17 protein-coding genes are annotated in these 18,961 nt (G+C 73.7%); 13 read left to right on the top strand and 4 right to left on the bottom strand.

Annotated features, from left to right (window positions below):
- Positions 1–131 precede the first annotated feature (131 nt).
- Together ACFCX4_RS21780 and ACFCX4_RS21775 are read right to left on the bottom strand one after the other, a co-directional pair.
- Complete coding sequence (locus tag ACFCX4_RS21780) at positions 132–806, bottom strand: heme oxygenase (biliverdin-producing) (protein ID WP_376144851.1); 675 nt, start codon at positions 804–806, stop codon at positions 132–134.
- A gap of 220 nt (positions 807–1,026) precedes the next feature.
- Positions 1,027–1,518: an inorganic diphosphatase gene (locus ACFCX4_RS21775; RefSeq protein WP_344344657.1), complete on the bottom strand. Its 492-nt coding sequence runs from the start codon at positions 1,516–1,518 to the stop codon at positions 1,027–1,029.
- 77 nt (positions 1,519–1,595) lie between these two features.
- Between ACFCX4_RS21775 and dacB the strand changes: the two genes are divergently transcribed.
- The 6 genes from dacB to folE all read left to right on the top strand — a co-directional run bounded on the left by dacB (position 1,596) and on the right by folE (position 9,734).
- Complete coding sequence (gene dacB / locus ACFCX4_RS21770) at positions 1,596–3,302, top strand: D-alanyl-D-alanine carboxypeptidase/D-alanyl-D-alanine-endopeptidase (protein ID WP_376144849.1); 1,707 nt, start codon at positions 1,596–1,598, stop codon at positions 3,300–3,302.
- Positions 3,303–3,509: 207 nt separating this feature from the next.
- Positions 3,510–4,691 (top strand): zinc-dependent metalloprotease, encoded by a 1,182-nt coding sequence (locus ACFCX4_RS21765; protein WP_376144847.1) that lies wholly within the window; start codon positions 3,510–3,512, stop codon positions 4,689–4,691.
- A gap of 279 nt (positions 4,692–4,970) precedes the next feature.
- A complete protein-coding gene (gene tilS / locus ACFCX4_RS21760; protein ID WP_376144845.1) occupies positions 4,971–6,110 on the top strand; it encodes a tRNA lysidine(34) synthetase TilS in 1,140 nt (379 codons plus the stop codon).
- A 71-nt stretch (positions 6,111–6,181) separates the two neighbouring features.
- Positions 6,182–6,736, top strand: coding sequence for a hypoxanthine phosphoribosyltransferase (gene hpt / locus ACFCX4_RS21755; protein ID WP_031064035.1), 555 nt, complete (start codon positions 6,182–6,184; stop codon positions 6,734–6,736).
- A 227-nt stretch (positions 6,737–6,963) separates the two neighbouring features.
- Positions 6,964–9,018 carry an ATP-dependent zinc metalloprotease FtsH gene (gene ftsH, locus ACFCX4_RS21750; RefSeq protein WP_376144843.1) on the top strand — a complete coding sequence of 685 codons (2,055 nt, stop codon included), beginning with the start codon at positions 6,964–6,966 and terminating at the stop codon, positions 9,016–9,018.
- 110 nt (positions 9,019–9,128) lie between these two features.
- Positions 9,129–9,734 carry a GTP cyclohydrolase I FolE gene (gene folE / locus ACFCX4_RS21745; RefSeq protein ID WP_030309924.1) on the top strand — a complete coding sequence of 202 codons (606 nt, stop codon included), beginning with the start codon at positions 9,129–9,131 and terminating at the stop codon, positions 9,732–9,734.
- 41 nt (positions 9,735–9,775) lie between these two features.
- Here the strand turns inward: folE and ACFCX4_RS21740 are convergent, their stop codons facing one another.
- On the bottom strand, positions 9,776–10,570 hold the full coding sequence (locus ACFCX4_RS21740; RefSeq protein WP_376144841.1) for a ferritin-like domain-containing protein: 795 nt from the start codon (positions 10,568–10,570) through the stop codon (positions 9,776–9,778).
- Positions 10,571–10,711: 141 nt separating this feature from the next.
- Positions 10,712–11,866 (bottom strand): alpha/beta hydrolase, encoded by a 1,155-nt coding sequence (locus tag ACFCX4_RS21735; RefSeq protein ID WP_376144839.1) that lies wholly within the window; start codon positions 11,864–11,866, stop codon positions 10,712–10,714.
- A gap of 376 nt (positions 11,867–12,242) precedes the next feature.
- Here ACFCX4_RS21735 and ACFCX4_RS21730 point away from each other — a divergent pair, with 376 nt between their 5' ends.
- From ACFCX4_RS21730 to ACFCX4_RS21700, 7 genes are all read left to right on the top strand, one after another.
- The gene (locus tag ACFCX4_RS21730; RefSeq protein WP_376144837.1) at positions 12,243–14,078 is read left to right on the top strand and encodes a phosphatidylglycerol lysyltransferase domain-containing protein; all 1,836 of its coding nucleotides are present in this window, start codon (positions 12,243–12,245) and stop codon (positions 14,076–14,078) included.
- 113 nt (positions 14,079–14,191) lie between these two features.
- Positions 14,192–15,064, top strand: coding sequence for a dihydropteroate synthase (folP, locus tag ACFCX4_RS21725; protein WP_376144835.1), 873 nt, complete (start codon positions 14,192–14,194; stop codon positions 15,062–15,064).
- A gap of 24 nt (positions 15,065–15,088) precedes the next feature.
- Entirely contained in the window at positions 15,089–15,589 is a 501-nt protein-coding gene (locus tag ACFCX4_RS21720; RefSeq protein WP_376144833.1) for a nuclear transport factor 2 family protein, read from the top strand.
- Between the two features lie 258 nt (positions 15,590–15,847).
- Positions 15,848–16,207 (top strand): dihydroneopterin aldolase, encoded by a 360-nt coding sequence (gene folB, locus ACFCX4_RS21715; RefSeq protein ID WP_376144853.1) that lies wholly within the window; start codon positions 15,848–15,850, stop codon positions 16,205–16,207.
- A 58-nt stretch (positions 16,208–16,265) separates the two neighbouring features.
- The gene (gene folK / locus ACFCX4_RS21710; protein ID WP_376144831.1) at positions 16,266–16,865 is read left to right on the top strand and encodes a 2-amino-4-hydroxy-6-hydroxymethyldihydropteridine diphosphokinase; all 600 of its coding nucleotides are present in this window, start codon (positions 16,266–16,268) and stop codon (positions 16,863–16,865) included.
- A gap of 166 nt (positions 16,866–17,031) precedes the next feature.
- On the top strand, positions 17,032–17,526 hold the full coding sequence (locus ACFCX4_RS21705) for a DUF3180 domain-containing protein (protein WP_376144829.1): 495 nt from the start codon (positions 17,032–17,034) through the stop codon (positions 17,524–17,526).
- 148 nt (positions 17,527–17,674) lie between these two features.
- Positions 17,675–18,943 carry a hypothetical protein gene (locus tag ACFCX4_RS21700; RefSeq protein WP_376144828.1) on the top strand — a complete coding sequence of 423 codons (1,269 nt, stop codon included), beginning with the start codon at positions 17,675–17,677 and terminating at the stop codon, positions 18,941–18,943.
- Positions 18,944–18,961: the final 18 nt, after the last annotated feature.

Raw genomic sequence — 18,961 nt, 5'->3', positions numbered from 1 at the left:
CCTCTTCGTCCTCGCCATCGGCGCGTTCATCACGGTGGTCTTCGCCACCGGCGCCCTGGACCGGGGCATCGGCCGCCTCGCCCACCGCCTGCGCGACCGGGGCCGCGCCGTCGTGCCGCGTGGAGAAACGTTTATGCGCTCAGCGGGTACCGGGTGTCCAGGTCCCGGAAGAGGGCGCCGTTGAGCTGGAAGGCGCGCTTGCACTCCTCGACCACCCGGCGGCGCTCGACCTCGTCCATGGCGAGCCCGGCGGCGTCCAGCCTGGCCCGGTAGTCCCGCTTGTAGGCGGCCGGGTTGTCCACGTTCTCGAAGACGTAGAACCGCACGCCGTCGCCCTTGCGCTCGAAGCCCCAGGTCTTCTCGGCGATGCCGCGGATGATCTGACCGCCCGACAGGTCACCCAGGTAGCGCGTGTAGTGGTGCGCGACGTAGCCGGCGGGCCACTGGTCGACGAGCTCCTCCAGCCGGGCGACGTAGGCGGCGGTCGCGGGCAGCGGGGTCAGTCCTTCGCGCCAGTCCGGACCGCGCAGGTGGGCCAGGTCGCGCTCGATGGCCTCGGTCCGCAGGACCGCCGGGTCGACGAAGGGACCGGCCACGGGGTGCGCCGCCAGCTCCTGCGCCCGCTCCTCCAGGGCCCGGTAGACGAACCAGAGCTGGCCGGTGAGATCGGCGTAGGCCTCGATCCCCAGGTGCCCGCCGAGCAGTCGGCTCATGAACGAGGACTGTTCCGCGGCCTCGTGCTCGGCGCTGCTCGCGGTGCGCAGCACGGTGGAGAACGGGACGACGGGCTGCTCGGGTATCGACATGCGGGCCTCCAGTGATCGAGTACGCCCCCGATTGTTTTGGTTAGCCTAACCTAATCCGGCATCATGCCGACAGGGTGTCGGGAAAAACGGGGGCGCCCGGGGAACGGCGAAGGCCGGGGCCCGCGGAAGAACTCCGCGAACCCCGGCCTCCGACTGCCTCGACCCACCTCCGTGCGTCCCGGCGGACGGACCACCGGACGCACGGGACGGTCAGGACGGCTCAGTGACCGCCCTGCTCCGCCAGGCGCTTGATCGACGCGGTGACCTCGGCCTCGGCCTCGGTGCGGCCGACCCAGTTGGCACCCTCGACGGACTTGCCGGGCTCAAGGTCCTTGTAGACCTCGAAGAAGTGCTGGATCTCCAGGCGGTCGAACTCCGACACGTGGTGGATGTCCTGCAGGTGCTCCCAGCGCGGGTCCGTCGCCGGGACGCAGAGCAGCTTGTCGTCGCCGCCGGCCTCGTCCGTCATCTTGAACATGCCGATGACACGGCACTTGATCAGGCAACCGGGGAAGGTCGGCTCGTCCAGGATGACCAGGGCGTCCAGCGGGTCACCGTCGTCCGCCAGGGTGCCCTCGACGTAGCCGTAGTCGGCCGGGTAGCGGGTCGAGGTGAAGAGCATCCGGTCGAGCCGCAGACGGCCGGTCTCGTGGTCGACCTCGTACTTGTTACGAGAGCCCTTCGGGATTTCGATAAGGACGTCGAACTCCAACGGTTCCTCCAAGGTAGGGACTGACAGAATCCAAGTGTCTCCTACGGGAGTGAGTGCTCAGGAAAGGGGCCGGGTCGGTGCGAGCAGGGGCTGGGTCGGGACGCGGGTCCGGGGGGACGGCCGCCGGGCTGTTCGGAGCGGCGCTGCTGGTCGCGGGGGTGGTGCTCGGCGGGGGTGGTGCGTACGCGCAGCCGTCCGCGACGCCCACCGGATCGGCCTCGCCGGGCGGCCGCCCCACCGGGAACGCCCAGGGCGACGAGGACCGGGGCCACGGCTCCGGGGGCGACCGGGGCGAAGGCGGGGAGAAGCACGACAGGGACGACCGGAACAGCACCGGTCCGGGGAACCGGCACAGCGGGTCGCCCCACCCGTCCTCCGGCACCACGGCCGCCGTACCGCCCGCGTCCGGCTCCACCGGCACCCGTCCCCCCGGCACCGGTTCCACGGCCACCGGTTCCACCGCTCCCGCCGCTCCCGCCGCTCCCGCCGGTTCCGCCCGTCCGGCCCCCGCCGGCGCGGTGCTGGCCGCCGTCGAGGCGGGCCCCGGCACCGGCCTGCCCACCGCCCAGGGGCTCCAGCAGGCGCTCGCCACCGTCCTCGCCGACCGGAACCTCGGCACCGTCGGCCTCGCCGTCGCGGACGCCGCCGACGGCCGGCTGCTCTACGGCAGCGAGGAGAACACCGCCGCCACCCCGGCGTCCACCACCAAGCTGGCCACCGCGGTCGCCGCCCTGTCGCTCATCCCCGGCGACACCCGGCTGAGCACCCGGGTCGTCAAGAGCGCGGCCACCGGCGGGATCACTCTCGTGGGTGGTGGCGATCCGACGCTGACCGCGCTCCCCGCCGACCAGGTGCTGATCGGCGGCGTCCCGGCCGACCCGGACACCGCCCCCGCCTCGCTGGACGCGCTGGCCCGGCAGACCGCCGCCGCCCTGCGGACCGCGGGCACCACCGCGGTCGCGCTCGACTACGACGTCTCGCTCTACACCGGCGCGCTGCTGCACAGGAACCACGACGGCGAGAACATCGCCGCGGTGACGCCGCTGATGGTGGACGAGGGGAAGGCCGACCCGAGGAGCCGCGAGGACGCGCCCGCCCGCGTCGCCGATCCGGCCGGGCACGCCGCCGAGGCCTTCGCCGCCCTGCTCAGGGCCGAGGGCATCACCGTCCAGGCCAGGCCGAAGCCCGCCGCCGCGCCGGCCCCCGCCGACGCCCCGGTGCTCGGCCGGGTGGACTCGCCCACCGTGGCCCGGCTGGTCGAGCGGCTGCTGACCACCTCCGACAACACCCTGTCCGAGGCGATCGCCCGTCAGGCCGCCATCGCCGCCCACCAGCCGGCCAGCTTCGAGGGCGCGGCCACCGCCGTCACCCGGGAGATCGGCCGGCTCGGCGTGTCGACCACCGGCGTGGTGCTCAACGACGGCAGCGGGCTGCACCCGAACAACGCCGTCCCGCCGGTCGCGCTGGTCGGCCTGCTCGGGCTGGCCGCCTCCGCCCAGCACCCGGCGCTGCGCCCGGTGCTGACCGGCCTGCCGATCGCCGGGTTCACCGGCACCCTCGGCAAGCGCTTCGGCGCCAACTCCGGGGCGGCCGAGGCCGCCGGGCTGGTCCGCGCCAAGACCGGCAGCCTGAGCGGCGTCAACACCCTGGCGGGCACCGTGGTGGACGCCGACGGCCGGCTGCTCACCTTCGCCCTGATGACCCGGACCACCGCCCCCGCCGACACCGCCCGCGCGGCGATGGACCGGGTGGTGGCCCGCCTGGCGGCCTGCGGCTGCCGCTAGGGCGTGCCCCGGGGCGAACCCGGCCGTCGCGCGTCCCGCCGCCGGTGCGGGTACGTCCCGCCCGCGGGACCGGGCGGCCCCGCTCGGGCCGCGGACCCGGGCCCGCCCGCCCGGCGCGGTGCCCGACGGCCACCGGCCGGTCGCCGGGCGGCCATTGACCGGCCCTTCCGGCTCCCCCCGGCGGGCGGGAACACGTACGGTGAGGGCATGACGAGCGCGAGCGGCGGGGCCGACATGGTCGACTGGAATCTCGCGGTCGCGACCGCGACCAGGCTGGTGCGACCGGGGCCGGAGGTGAGCCGGGCCGAGGCGGCCGCGGTGGTCGCCGAACTGCGCCGGCACGCCCTGGCGGCCGAGGAGCACGTCCGGGAGTTCACCGGCATGCGCTCCAGCAGCCTGGCCGATGCGGCCGCGACCCCGGTGCTGATCGTGGACCGGCCCGGCTGGGTGCGGGCCAACGTGGCGGGCTTCCGCACCGTCGTGCAGCCGCTCGTGGACAAGCTCCAGGCGCGCCGGGGCGGCGGTTCGGCCTCCGCGGTGTTCGGCGCCGTGGGGGAGAAGGCCACCGGCATCGAGGTGGGCGCGCTGCTGGCGTTCCTGTCCACCAAGGTGCTCGGCCAGTACGAGACCTTCGCCCCGGCGGAGCCCTCGCTGGAGGCGCCGGACAGCCCGGCCGCGCTGTTCGACAAGCCGCGCCTCGGCCCCGAGGGCCCCGGCCCCGGCCGGCTGCTGCTGGTCGCGCCGAACATCGTGCACGTGGAGCGGGAGCTGGACGTCGACCCGGCCGACTTCCGGCTCTGGGTCTGTCTGCACGAGGAGACCCACCGCACCCAGTTCACCGCGGTGCCCTGGCTGCGCGACCACATCCAGTCCGAGGTGCAGTCCTTCCTCGCCGAGACGGACGTCGACCCGGGCGCGCTGCTGGAGCGGCTGCGGGACGCCGCCGGCTCGCTCGGCGCCGGCCTCCCCGGCCTGGGCGGCGGCCGGGGCGACAACGCCCCGTCGGCCGGCCTGCTGGAGGCCGTCCAGTCGCCCGCCCAGCGGGAGATCCTCGGCCGGCTGACCGCGGTGATGTCCCTGCTGGAGGGCCACGCCGACGTGGTGATGGACGGCGTGGGCCCGGCCGTGGTGCCGAGCGTCGCCGAGATCCGGGAGAAGTTCCAGCAGCGCCGGGACCGCGGTGCCAACCGGCTCGACCTGGTGCTGCGCCGGCTGCTCGGGATGGACGCCAAGCTGCGCCAGTACCAGGACGGCGCGGTCTTCGTCCGCGGCGTGGTCGAGCGGGTCGGCATGGAGGGCTTCAACCGGGTCTGGACCTCGCCGAACACCCTGCCGACCAAGGAGGAGATCCACGACCCGGCCGCCTGGGTCGCCCGCGTCGCGCGGTAGCCCGGGGGCGGCCGGGGCCGGGGGCCGCGCGGGGCCGGTCGGGGGAAGGGTGGCCGAAGCCGTTCGTACGAGTGGTCCAGTCGTGCACATGGCGGGTGCAGATACGTTTCTTCATTCACCCGAACGTGGGACGGTGGTCGTACCGGTGGCGCGGGTGGCGTAGCGGGTGCCTCCTTTCTGCCACCATCTGTGAGCGCGCGGTAACACCGTGCTCACGGATGCGCGGTCCCCGCCGCGCCCACCGCCGTCCTGTCCCCCCTCCGCCGAGGAGTCGTCGCCGTGGGCCCACACCCCGCCGTCGCCGCGATACGCCTGGCCGTACGCCGCACCCTCACCGACCTCGCCGCCGAGGCCGGCTCCACCTTCCGCGCGCCCGTCCGCGAGCCGCGCGACCGCACCGGGGGCGCGCCGCTGGCCGCCGCCGCGCTGCCCGCGGCCGTCGGCACCACGCTGATCGGCAACGCCCACCGCCACCCCTCCGGGCTGCCCCGCACCCCCGCCGCGCCCGGCTCCCCGCTGGTCCTGGTCGCCGTCAGCGGTGGCGCGGACTCCATGGCGCTCGCCATCGCGACCGCCTTCGAGGCCCCCAAGATCGGCCTGCGGGTCGGCGCCGTGACCGTCGACCACGGCCTGCAGCAGGGCTCCGCCGAGCGCGCCGCCCAGGTCGCCGGGCGGCTGAGCGAACTCGGGCTGGACCCGGTCGAGGCCGTCGCCGTCCGGGTCGGCCGCGCCGGCGGTCCCGAGGCCGCCGCCCGGGACGCCCGCTACGCCGCGCTGGACGAGGCCGCCGAGCGGCACGGCGCGGTCGCCGTCCTGCTCGGCCACACCCGCGACGACCAGGCCGAGACCGTCCTGCTGGGCCTGGCCCGCGGCTCGGGGGCCCGCTCGCTGGCCGGCATGCCCGCCCAGAAGGGCCGCTACCGCCGCCCGCTGCTGGAGCTGGACCGGGCCGCCACCCGGCAGGCCTGCTCCGCCCAGGCGATCCAGGTCTGGGACGACCCGCACAACTGCGACCCGGCCTACACCCGCTCCCGGGTCCGCCACGAGGTGCTGCCGGTGCTGGAGAAGCACCTGGGCGGCGGCGTGGTCGAGGCGCTCGCCCGCACCGCCCGGCTGTTCCGCGACGACGCCGACGCGCTCGACCAGTGGGCCGCGCTGGCCGAGCGGGACATCCGGGCCGGCGAGGGCACCCTGGACGCCGGGAAGCTGGCCGAACTGCCCTCCGCCGTCCGCCGCCGGGTGCTGCGCCGGGCCGCCCTGCGGGCGGGCTGCCCGGCCGGGGACCTGTTCGCCCGGCACCTGGAGACGATCGACCTGCTGGTCACCGGATGGCGCGGCCAGGGGCCGCTGCACCTACCCGGGGGCGTCGAAGCGACCCGGCGGTGTGGCACGCTGGTCTTTCGGCGACAGGGCGACTGACGGGCGGGCATGCCCCGGGGGAGCCGGCCGCCGGCCATCCAGACCCCGACACGTTTGAGGACGTATCCCCGGTGGACCAGAACGACATGGGCGCTGACCTCGCGAAGGTGCTCATCAGCAAGGACGAGATCGACGCCAAGCTCCTGGAGCTGGCCGAGCGCATCGACCGGGACTACGCAGGCAAGGACCTGCTGATCGTCGGCGTCCTCAAGGGGGCCGTCATGGTCATGGCCGACCTGGCCCGGGCCCTGCACTCGCAGGTGACCATGGACTGGATGGCCGTCTCCTCCTACGGGATGGGCACCAAGTCCTCCGGCGTGGTGCGGATCCTGAAGGACCTCGACACCGACATCGCCGGCCGCGACGTGCTGATCGTCGAGGACATCATCGACTCCGGCCTGACCCTGTCCTGGCTGCTCGGCAACCTGGGCTCGCGCGGCCCGGCCTCCCTGGAGGTCTGTGCCCTGCTGCGCAAGCCGGACGCGGCCAAGGTCGAGATCGACGTCAAGTACGTGGGCTTCGACATCCCCAACGAGTTCGTCGTCGGCTACGGCCTCGACTACGCGGAGAAGCTGCGCAACCTGCCGTTCATCGGCACCCTCGCCCCGCACGTGTACGGCGGCTGAGGATCCGTTCGGACGACGGGCGGGAACACGAGCCCGTTCCCGCCCGTTGGTTCGGGGGGACCATAGAAGAACCTCGTACCGCCGTGCTCCCGCCACGTGGGGGCCGCACTGCGGTACGGTCCAATAAAACCGCTCTTCACATGAGCATCTACCGAATGCGCCGGCGGCCCACAGCCCCGCGGCGCCGTTGAGTGGCAGGAGGGACGGGGCGGCAACGCCCCGCATGGATGGACGTCAAGCGATACTTCCGTGCGCCGATCATGTGGATCGTGCTGGCCGTCCTCGCCGTCATCGTGCTGATGCAGGTCGTTTCGGATTCGAACGGCTACAAGACGGTGGACACCGGGCAGGTCGTCGCAGCGATCGACGCGAAGCAGGTCAAGTCGGCGCAGATCACCACGGGTGACTCGAACACGATCAAGATCCAGCTGAAGGACGGCGCCAAGCTGCCCGCCGTGAGCAGCGGCAAGGCGCAGTCCGGCAGCAAGTTCCAGGCCTCGTACATCGGCGATCAGGGTGTCTCGATCGCCGACAAGCTGCAGGCGCAGATCAACGACAACGACCAGAGCACGCTCTCCGAGGGCTACACCATCAGCCCGGAGAAGCAGAGCACCCTCGTCAGCCTGCTGCTGTCGATGCTGCCCATTGTGATCATCGTGCTGGTCTTCCTGTTCCTGATGAACCAGATGCAGGGCGGCGGCTCGCGCGTCATGCAGTTCGGCAAGTCCAAGGCGAAGCTGCTCACCAAGGACACCCCGAAGACCACCTTCTCCGACGTCGCGGGCGCGGACGAGGCGGTCGAGGAGCTCCACGAGATCAAGGAGTTCCTGCAGGAGCCGGCCAAGTTCCAGGCCGTCGGCGCCAAGATCCCGAAGGGCGTGCTGCTCTACGGCCCGCCCGGTACCGGCAAGACCCTGCTGGCGCGCGCCGTCGCGGGCGAGGCCGGGGTGCCGTTCTACTCGATCTCCGGTTCGGACTTCGTCGAGATGTTCGTCGGCGTCGGCGCCAGCCGCGTCCGCGACCTCTTCGAGCAGGCCAAGGCGAACGCCCCGGCGATCGTCTTCGTCGACGAGATCGACGCCGTCGGCCGGCACCGCGGCGCGGGCCTCGGCGGCGGCCACGACGAGCGCGAGCAGACCCTCAACCAGCTGCTGGTCGAGATGGACGGCTTCGACGTCAAGGGCGGCGTCATCCTGATCGCGGCCACCAACCGCCCGGACATCCTGGACCCGGCGCTGCTGCGCCCGGGCCGTTTCGACCGCCAGATCGCGGTCGAGCGTCCCGACCTCCAGGGCCGTCTGGACATCCTCAAGGTGCACCAGAAGGGCAAGCCGATCGCGCCCGACGTCGACCTCTCGGCCGTCGCCAAGCGCACCCCCGGCTTCACCGGTGCCGACCTGTCGAACGTCCTGAACGAGGCGGCCCTGCTGACCGCCCGCTCGGACAAGAAGCTGATCGACAACGGCATCCTGGACGAGGCGATCGACCGGGTCGTGGCCGGTCCGCAGAAGCGGACCCGGATCATGTCCGACAAGGAGAAGAAGATCACCGCGTACCACGAGGGCGGTCACGCCCTGGTCGCGGCGGCCTCCCCGAACGCGGACCCGGTGCACAAGATCACCATCCTGTCCCGCGGCCGGGCCCTCGGCTACACCATGGTGCTGCCGGACGAGGACAAGTACTCCACCACCCGCAACGAGATGCTCGACCAGCTGGCCTACATGCTGGGCGGGCGCGCGGCGGAGGAGCTGGTCTTCCACGACCCGACCACCGGTGCCTCGAACGACATCGAGAAGGCCACCGCCACGGCGCGGGCCATGGTCACCCAGTACGGCATGACCGAGCGCCTCGGTGCGATCAAGTTCGGCAGCGACAGCTCCGAGCCGTTCCTGGGCCGCGAGATGGGTCACCAGCGCGACTACTCCGAGGAGGTCGCCGGGCTGGTCGACGAAGAGGTCAAGAAGCTCATCGAGAACGCGCACAACGAGGCCTGGGAGATCCTGGTCGAGAACCGCGACGTGCTCGACAACCTGGTCCTGGAGCTCCTGGAGAAGGAGACCCTCAACAAGGAGCAGATCGCCGAGATCTTCGCCCCCATCGTCAAGCGCCCGGCCCGCCCGGCGTGGACCGGTTCCGCCCGCCGGACGCCGTCCACCCGCCCGCCGGTGCAGTCGCCCAAGGAGCTGGCGCTCACCAACGGTGCCGCCGCCACCGCCGAGGCCGGTCCGGCCGACGTGGTGAAGCTCCCGCCGCTGCCGGTCGACCCGCCCAGCGAGGGCTGACCGGCCCGGGCACCCGACGGAATGGATGCCGCGTCACCGGGGTTTGTACCCTGGAGGCGCGGCATCCGTGCTGTTCAACCCATGTTCGTCAACCAGTTAGCGAGGCCCGCATGATCGACCCGGTGACGCTCGACGGTCCGCCCGCCGTCGGCACCTTCGACCAGAAGCGGGCCGAGAACGCCATCCGCGAGCTGCTCCTGGCCGTGGGGGAGGACCCGGACCGCGAGGGCCTGCTGGAGACCCCGGCCCGGGTGGCACGGGCCTACAAGGAGATATTCGCGGGTCTCTGGCAGGAGCCCGAGGACGTCCTGACCACCACCTTCGACCTCGGCCACGACGAGATGGTGCTGGTCAAGGACATCGAGCTGACCTCCGTCTGCGAGCACCACCTGGTGCCGTTCCGGGGCGTCGCGCACGTCGGGTACATCCCGTCCACCAGCGGCAAGATCACCGGCCTGTCCAAGCTCGCCCGGCTGGTCGACGTCTACGCCCGCCGGCCGCAGGTGCAGGAGCGCCTGACCAGCCAGGTCGCCGACGCGCTGATGCGGATCCTGGAGCCGCGCGGGGCGATCGTCGTGGTCGAGTGCGAGCACATGTGCATGTCGATGCGCGGCATCCGCAAGCCGGGCGCCAAGACCATCACCTCCTGCGTGCGCGGGCAGCTGCGCGACCCGGCCACCCGGGCCGAGGCGATGAGCCTCATCATCGGGCGCTGACCGGGTCGCGGGGCCCGTAGGGCCGTCCGGGCCGGAGCCGCTCAGATCGGCTCCGGCTCCGGCTCGGCGTGCGGCGGGGCGGGGGTGCCCAGTGCGTTGCGGCGCGCGGGCATCCGCAGCCGCACCATCCGCCGCCAGCCGTACAGCAGGTCGTACAGGTAGAGCGCGTGCACGCCGGCCACGACCACGGCCAGCTGCCAGCGCGGCCAGCCGAGGATCCGGGCCATCCGGGACGTCACCGCGAGGCCGACGTCCCGGTGGGTGCGGATCTCGCCGCGCGCGCTGGTCTCCAGGACGTGCCGGATGTACGGCCCGTGCCCCTCGGCGGCCAGCCGCAGCAGCTCCTCGTGGCAGTAGGCGAGGTGGTTGTCCTCGTCGGCGGAGATCATCCGCATCGCCCGGCCGAGGTCGGGGTTGTCCGCGTACACCTTGACGAGCTGGCGCATCTGCTCGGCCGCGCGCTGCTCGGTGACCCGGCTGTGCGCCAGGTAGGTGATGATCTCGCGCTCGGTCAGCGGGACGCCGGAGGTCAGCCGCTCGTGGGCCAGGCCGACGCCCTGGCGCTCCAGCAGCATGCAGTAGTCGGCCTCGGCGGGGACGTCGACCTTCGGCAGGCCGCGCTTGTGGAGCAGCTGGGTGAAGATCCGGCCGTGCTTGCGCTCGTCGGCGCCGTGCCGGGCGACCTTCGGGGCGAGCACCGGGTCGCGGGTCAGCTCGGTGATCCGCTCGTTCTCCCAGCCGCCCTGGTCCTCGCCGCCCGCGGCGATGCTGCAGAACAGTTGGTAGGCCTCGTCGTTCCGGTAGATCTCGTCGAAGAGCGATCGGGTGCTGAGCATGGGGCCTCCTGCCCGGATCCGGGGCGGCGCCGGCCGTGGTTCGGCCGGAGCGGTCGCGATACGTCCCCCCGCGGCGGCCGGTGCTCTGCCCGACCGGCCGGTAATCACTCAGGTGTCCTACGGTCCTCCCGGGTGCGCCGGCTAGCCGAGGTGGTGTCCCAGCCACTCCAGCGAGGCCGGCAGCTCGCGCACCCAGCTCTCGAAGTTGTGCCCGCCGTCGTCCAGGTACAGCGACTCCACCTGGAACTGCGGGTTGGCGGCCGAGACCTGCTGGGCCAGCTCGACGAACTGGACGGTCTGCGGGTAGTCGCCCTCCTTGCGGGTGGAGACCACCAGCATCGACAGCGGTGGGGCGGGCAGGTTCTGCAGCCGCCAGGTGAGGTCGCTCTGCTCGGCCAGCGCCCGGTCCCCGCCGAACAGGCTGCCGCCGGTGAACTGGTCCTCGTTGACCTTGAAGTCGGCGTGCAGACCGCCCGCGGTGGCGAACACGGTGGGGGAGCGCATCGCCAGCCGCAGCGCGCAGCTGCCGCCGGTCGAGTAGCCGAAGACGCCCCAGGAGGCGGGGGAGCGGCCGGTCCGGTAGGCGGAGCGCAGCGCCTCCGGGACGTCCTTGGTGAACCAGGTCTCGGTGCGCGGACCGCCCGTGACGTCCACGCACTCGGTGTTGCGCGGCGCGGCGACGCTCGGGCGGGCCAGGACCACGATGGCCGGCTGCATCTTCCCGGTGCGCTGGAGCTCGGCGGCGGTCTGGATGACCGGCAGGTCCTTCATCAGATTGAGTGTGGTCCCGGGGAAGCCGGCGACGGCCAGGAGGACCGGGAAGCGGGTCAGACCGAGCCTGGGGTCGAAGTACTCCGGCGGCAGGTAGACGAACAGCTGGTCGGACAGTCCGCTCTCCTTGCCGGTGATCCGGACCGACTCCACCCGGCCCACCTCCTCGGGATCCCCCTTGGGCAGGTCGCCGACGGTCTCCATGCCGCCCTCGTCGGTCGGCCGGAGCAGGGCGTCGCCGGCCGTCGCGTCGCCCCGGTGGGTCTGGTTGCCGGCGAGCGAGAGCTTGGTACCGCCGGGGCTCAGCAGGTCGTCCCACGAGGTGTAGAAGCCGAACGAGTTGTTGACGCTGAGGGCCAGGACCGCCAGCACCGACGCCTGAGTGACCGTCAGCAGACCCACCCGTCCGAGCACCGGCAAGGGGCGCTGCCGCGCCAGCCGGGGCCAGATCCACAGGGTCGCGGCGAGCGCCGCCGAACCCAGGGCAAGCAGCGAGTTCATCAGTGCGTCGCTGGTCAGTTCCATACCGTCGGCCTTCCGGTGGGACACTGTCGGGGCAGGCTTCATCGTCTGGCGGTGCGTCAGTCCGGGCCACCGCGGCTAGGCTGTCCGGACGCCCGGAGGGCCCGGGGGGCCGACGGCGCTCACACGCAACCGGCGCCCTAAAATGCGGCGTCCACCGTACGTAGCCCGTACGCGGGCGTCGGTCGCGCCACGCGGCGTGGGGCTCCGGCACCCACCCCTCGGCTCAATTCGCAGTGCCCTCAGGGCACCGGTTTACCCTCCGTTGCCGGTTCCTTGGTGTGCGTATTGCCTGATGAAGGAAAAGGCATGAAGGTCCATCACGGCTCCCACCCCGGAGTGGCCGGACACCTCGTGACAGCCTCTACGCTGAACCCCCATGAGCGTTCCCGTGTCCGTTGAGCCGCCCCCCGAGCAGCCGCCGCGCCGTCGCGGCCTGCAGACGCTTCGTACCCAAGCGGCTGCCGTCCCGAGGGCCTGGCTCCCCGGCGCGGTCGGCTACGCCTGTCTGCTGATCGGGCTGGTGGACATCGCCAGCGCGGTGTTCCCCAGGCTCCGGCACACCCGGGTGCACACCTTCGCCGGACAGCTGCCCGGCGGCACGACCACGCTCGCCGCGGCGGGCACCCTGATGGTCGGCCTGCTGCTGGTCCTGCTCGCGCACGCCCTGCGCCGGCGCAAACGGCGCGCCTGGCGCGCGGTCTGCGTGCTGCTGCCGGTCGGCGCGGCGCTGCACCTGCTGCGCTGGCACCAGCTGGGCCCGGCGGTCGTCTCGCTGGTGCTGTTCGTGGTCATGCTGATCCACCGGCGCGAGTTCTACGCCAAGGCCGACCCGCGCACCCGCCTGCGCGCGGTGGTCAACCTGGTCGTGCTGGGGACGGTCGGCGTCCTGCTCGGTCTGCTGATCGTCAGCACCCGGACCAAGTACGAGCTGGGTCACCCCGGCCTGTACGAGCGGCTGGAGCACGTGGTCTACGGGCTGTTCGGCTTCGAGGGTCCGGTGCACTACAACTCGGACCGCATCGAGGACCTGGTCGGCTACCTGCTCGGCGCGATGGGCCTGATCACCGCCTTCACCACCACCTACCTCGCGCTGCGGCCGGAGAAGCCGAAGCCGGAGCTGACCGCCGAGGACGAGGAGAAGGTCCGGGCCCTGCTGGCCCGGCACGGCGAGCGGGACTCGCTCGGCTACTTCGCGCTGCGCCGGGACAAGAGCGTGCTGTTCTCGCCCACCGGCAAGGCGGCGATCTCCTACCGGGTGGTCTCCGGCGTCATGCTCGCCTCGGGCGACCCGGTCGGTGACGTCGAGGCCTGGCCGGGCGCGATCAAGGTGTTCATGGCCGAGGCCCGGGAGCACGCCTGGGTGCCGGCCGTGATGGGCTGCAGCGAGGTCGGCGGCGAGGTCTGGACCCGGGAGGCGGGTCTGGACGCGCTGGAGCTGGGCGACGAGGCGATCGTCGACACCGCGACCTTCTCGCTCTCCGGGCGGGCCATGCGCAACGTCCGCCAGATGGTGAAGCGGATCGAGCGCAACGGCTACTCCTGCCGGGTCCGCCGGGTCGCCGAGCTGACCCTGGAGGAGAAGCAGCGGATCGCCGACGCGGCGGCCCGCTGGCGCGGCACCGACACGGAGCGCGGCTTCTCGATGGCGCTCGGCCGGTTCGGCGACCCGGGCGACGACGACTGCGTGGTGGTCACCGCCCACAAGGCGCCCGAGGAGGGCGAGGCCGACGACGACCTCAAGGCCGTGCTGCACTTCGTGCCCTGGGGCGCGGACGGCATCTCGCTGGAGCTGATGCGCCGCGACCGGGCGGCCGACCCGGGTCTGAACGAGCTCCTGATCGTCGCCGCCCTGCAGGCCGTGCCGGCGATGGGCGTGCGCCGGGTGTCGCTGAACTTCGCGATGTTCCGCTCCGCGCTCGCGCGCGGCGAGCGGATCGGCGCCGGGCCGGTGCTGCGCGCCTGGCGCGGGCTGCTGGTGTTCCTCTCGCGCTGGTTCCAGATCGAGTCGCTGTACAAGTTCAACGCGAAGTTCCAGCCGGAGTGGGAGCCGCGGTTCCTGGTCTTCCCGAACACCCGGGACCTGCCCCGGATCGGCTTCGCCGCGATGCAGGCGGAGGCCTTCATCACGCTCGGCATGCCCCGGTTCGGCCGCCGGCCGCAGCGCCAGGGCCTGCTGCCGGGCGCCCGGCCGGAGGTCACCGAGGCCGCCTGAGCCCCGGTGCGAGCAGGCCGGCCGGCCCCGTCGAGGACGCTTCCCGACGGGGCCGGCGGCGTCGGGGGGCCGGCTGCGGGGAGGCCGGACGCCGACAGCCAGATAATGGGGTTATGAGCAATTCGGCGCCCTTCTCGCTGCCGCCCGGACTTCCGCGGCTCGACCGCTGCGCCGTCATGGGCGTGGTCAACGTGACCCCCGACTCCTTCTCGGACGGCGGGCTCTGGCACGACCCCGCCCGGGCGGTCGCCCACGGGCTCGCGCTGCGCGCCCGGGGAGCGGACCTGGTCGACGTCGGCGGCGAGTCCACCCGCCCCGGCTCGCAGCGCGTCCCCGAGGAGGAGGAGCTGCGCCGGGTCGTCCCGGTGGTGCGCGAACTGGCCGCCGCCGGGGTGGCGGTCTCGGTCGACACCATGCGGGCCTCGGTGGCCGAGCGGGCCGTCGAGGCGGGCGCGCTGGTCGTCAACGACGTCTCCGGCGGGCTGGCCGACCCGGCGATGGCCCGGGTGGTGGCCGCGACCGGCGCGCCGTTCGTGGTGATGCACTGGCGCGGGCAGTCCGCGGACATGGACCGGCTGGCGGTCTACGACGACGTGGTCGCCGACGTGGTCGGCGAGCTCTCCGCCCGGGTGGACGCGCTGCTGGCCGCCGGGGTCAAGGAGGAACAGCTGATCCTGGACCCGGGCCTGGGCTTCGCCAAGACCTCCGGGCACAACTGGGCGCTGCTCGGCCGGCTCGACGCGCTCACCGCGCTCGGCCGCCCCGTCCTGGTGGCCGCATCGCGCAAGCGGTTCCTGGGTACGCTGCTCGCCGACCCGGAAACCGGGGAACTGCGCCCGGCCCGGGAGCGGGACGACGCGACCGCCGCGGTCTCGGTGCTGTCCGCACGGGCCGGCGCCTGGGCGGTGCGGGTGCACGACGTGGCCGGCACGGCGGACGCCGTCCGGGTGGTCGCGGCCTGGCAGCGCGCGGCCCGGCAGGGGTAGGCACGTGGCGATGACGGGAGGGTCATGGCGGGTGACGGCAGGTTGAGCGGGGAGACGGCGGGCCGGCGGGCCGGCGGAGCGGACCGCGAGGCGGCCCTGGAGGCCAACCGCGCGCTCTACGAGGCGCTGGAGAACGGTGACCTCGCGGCGGTCGAGGACGCCTGGCTGGGCGCCGACGAGGCGGACGACAAGGGCGGCGTGGTCTGTGTCCATCCGGGCTGGCCGGTGCTGCGCGGACGGGCACAGGTGACCCGGTCGTACATGCTGATCATGGCGAACACCGAGTACATCCAGTTCATCCTCACGGACGAGGAGGCGGAGGTGCACGGCGATGTGGCCCTTGTCACGTGCACGGAGAACATCCTTTCCGGCGGCGAGGCCGAGGAGGAGGGCGAGCTCGGGCCGCTGGTCGGCGGAAAGGTCGTGTCGACCAATCTCTTCCGCCGCACCCCGGCCGGGTGGAAACTGTGGTCGCACCACGGTTCACCCGTTCTGACCAGCGCCGACGAGGACGACGAGGACTGATTCCGGACTCCGGCCGGAAATCGCGGGGAAAGGTCGTCCGACGGTGGCCGGGGAATTCCCGGCAGGTCACCGAACGTTCACGTCAATCGCCATTCCGGTGCGCGTGGCGACGGTTCGTGCCGGGTAGGACGGTCGGGTGTTGTCGGCGCGCGCGGGTAGATTCGAAAAGGTCAGCGGCGGGCGCGACGCCCGTCTCCGCCCTGCCCGCGACGCCTGTCCGGGGCGGGGCCCGTCCGACTGGGAGCAGTGATTCGTTTGCTGGACCGCGTCACCCTGCGGGGCCTGCGTGCCCGCGGCCACCACGGTGTCTTCGAGCGCGAGCGGGCCGAGGGCCAGACCTTCGTGGTGGACCTGGTGCTGCACCTGGACACCCGCCCGGCCGCCGCCGCGGACGACCTGACCCGCACCGCGCACTACGGCATCGTGGCCGAGGAGGTCACCGCGATCATCGCCGGTGAGCCGGTCGAGCTGATCGAGACCCTGGCCCAGCGGATCGCGGACCAGTGCCTGAAGCACGAGCCGGTGGAGGAGGTCGAGGTGACCGTGCACAAGCCGGACGCCCCGATCACCGTGCCGTTCGACGACGTGACCGTGACCATCCACCGGACCCGCGGGTGACCCGCACCGCTCGTCCGGTGCCCGCCGCAGGGCCCGTCTCAGCCATAGGGGAAGTCCGATGACCGCAAGTGACCCGACCGCCGCGCCGAGCGCCTTCGACCTTGAGCAGCGGGTGGACTCGGTGGACACCACCCTGCACGGCCAGCGCTGGGCCGTGGTCGCCCTCGGCTCCAACCTCGGCGACCGCCTGGACACCCTCCAGGGGGCCGTGGACGCCCTCGCGGACACGCCCGGGCTCAGGATCAAGGCCGTCTCCCCCGTGTACGAGACGGACGCCGTGGGCGGCCCCGGGGACCAGCCCGCCTACTTCAACGCGGTGGTGGTGCTCCGCACCACGCTGCCGCCGCGCGACCTGCTGGAGCGGGGCAACGCGATCGAGGACGCCTTCGGCCGGGTCCGCACCGTCCACTGGGGCCCGCGCACCCTGGACGTCGACCTGCTGGCCTACGAGGGCGTCGTCAGCGAGGACCCGCAGCTGGTGCTGCCGCACCCGCGCTCGCACGAGCGGGCCTTCGTGCTCGCCCCCTGGCTGGACGCCCAGCCCGACGCCGAGGTGCCCGGGCACGGGCCGGTGGCCGAGCTGCTGGCGGCCCTCGGCGGTCCGGACGCCCAGGGCGTCCGGCTGCGCGAGGACGTCCGGCTGACGCTCCCGGAGTAGCCCCGGAGGCCCCGGTGGCGGGTCCCCTCCCGCGGTCCGGGGAACTCGCGCGGGGCCGCGGGAGTACCCATGGGTGTCCGCCCCGGTCCGAGGACGCCCCCGGGCCGGGGCCCGGTACGGTGGCCTGACGCCCTCGTACCCTCGCCCGGGAAAGGACCTCGTCCGCGTGAAGCTGCTTCGCCTCCGTCTGCTGGTCGGCATCACCGCCGCTACGACGGCGCTGTCCTGGGCCGGCGCCAAGCTCTGGTCGTCCCTGGACACGCTGCCCGCGGTACCGGGCGCGGCGCCGGTGGTGCTGGCCGCGGTGGCGGTGATCCTGCTCGCGACCGCGCTCTCGCTGCGGTCGCGGCTGCGGGCGGCCCGCGAGCGGCAGCCCGGCGCGAAGCGGGTGGACCCGCTGGGCGCGGCCCGGGCGGTGGTGCTCGGCCAGGCCAGCGCGCTGGTCTCGGCGGTGGTCACCGGGGTCTACGCGGGCGCCGGGATCCACCTGCTGGGCGAGCTGGACGTGGCGGCCCGCAAGGACCAGGCGATCACCGCGGGTTTCGCGGTGCTGGCCGGTGCGGCGGTGATCGCGGCCGCGCTCTGGCTGCAGCACGTCTGCCGACTGCCGGAGAACCACGACGACCCGGGCGGGCACGGTCCGGCGGCCACCCACCGCTGAGCGGCCCCGTGAGCGGGTCCTCCGGGGCGGACCGGTCGCGGTGATCCCGGGCCGTTTTCCGGATGCGTCCGGTAAAACCGGCGCGCTGTCAAGGGCCGAACCGGACCCTGGGCTGACACGGCCCCAATTCGCACGCTAGTTTCTTGGCATGTCTCGCGGACGCCACCGTCATTCCTCCGTCCTCGGCCGGGTCTTTCCCCCCACCGCCGCCGGCGTGCTCATCGTCGCCGCGCTCGGGGCGCTGCTTTTCAGTCAGGACACCGTGCTGGTCCGCTCGGTGGGTGCCGCCGCGGTGCTGGCCACCCTCGGGTTCGCCGTCCTGCTGCGCCAGCGCGACCGGGCCGCCCGGGCGGCGGCCGAGGTCTCCGTCGCGCAGCGGCTGCGGGCCGAGGAGCGGTTCGAGGAGCAGCTCGCCGAGGCCGAGTACGCGGCCGAGGTGGCCGAGGAGCGGGCGACCCGGTTCGGCCGGCGGCTGACCGCCGAGAAGTCCCGGCTGGCGAAGGCCGAGACGGAGATAGCCCGGCTGCTCAAGGAACGGGCGGTGTCGGTCGCGGAGCAGGCGCTCAAGGAGGCCGAGGCGGCCCAGCGGGCGCTCGCCGCGAGCCGACCCAGGTACCCGGCCACGCCGGCCGCGTTCGTCCGCGCCGGGGCCGTGCTGCGGCAGCTGGAGCGCCGGGCGGCCCAGCAGGAGGCGCAGCGCGAGGAGGAGGCCCGGCGGGCCGCGGAGCGCGCCGCCGAGCAGGAGCGGGCGGCGGGCGCCCAGGTCGCGCTGCGGGCGCGGACGGCGCCCGCGACGGTGTCCGCGCCGGACCCCGGACGGGTCGCCCCGGCCGTTCCGGCGCCGGCCGTGCCCTCGGTGCCCGAGCCCGGGACGGCGCCCGTAGCGCCCTCGGCCGCCGCTGCCGCCCCGGAGGCCCCCGCGGCTCCCGCGGCCCCGGTCCGGCCGGCGCTGACGGCGACGGTCGGACAGCTCGGCGGGGCGTCCGCGGGGCAGATCGTGCCGTCCGCGCAGCCGGTGCGGCCGGCCGAGCGGCAGCGTCCGCGCCCGCAGGGGTTCAGCTTCTTCGGCCGGGGGGCCGGCGCGGCGGGCCGCCCGGCGGCGCCGGCGCCGGCCGTGCGCAGCGTCGCGGAGCTGGGCGAGCGGGCGGACCTGGCGGACGTAGTCGGGGACGAGGCGGTCGCGGCCCAGGCGCAGGAGCTGGCCCGGGCGCAGGTCCAGGAGCGGCTCCTGGCGGCGGAGACGGGCCCGGCGGAGGGCCCGGGCACGGCGGCCGCCGGCGCGGGGACGGACGCCGCCGAGGCGCCGACCCGGCTGCTGCCGAAGGTCGGCGAGGAGGCCGGCCCGGAGGTGGTCGACCTGACCCCGCACGACGAGACCGAGCAGATCGAGGTCCCGGAGCTTCGCGCCTCGCGCTGAGGCGGGCTCCCCGGGCGG

The organism is Kitasatospora sp. NPDC056327, from assembly GCF_042261735.1.
In the GTDB taxonomy this organism is placed as follows: domain Bacteria; phylum Actinomycetota; class Actinomycetes; order Streptomycetales; family Streptomycetaceae; genus Kitasatospora.
Note: the sequence above shows the minus strand (reverse complement) of the source record. Positions and strands in the feature narration are given on the sequence as shown.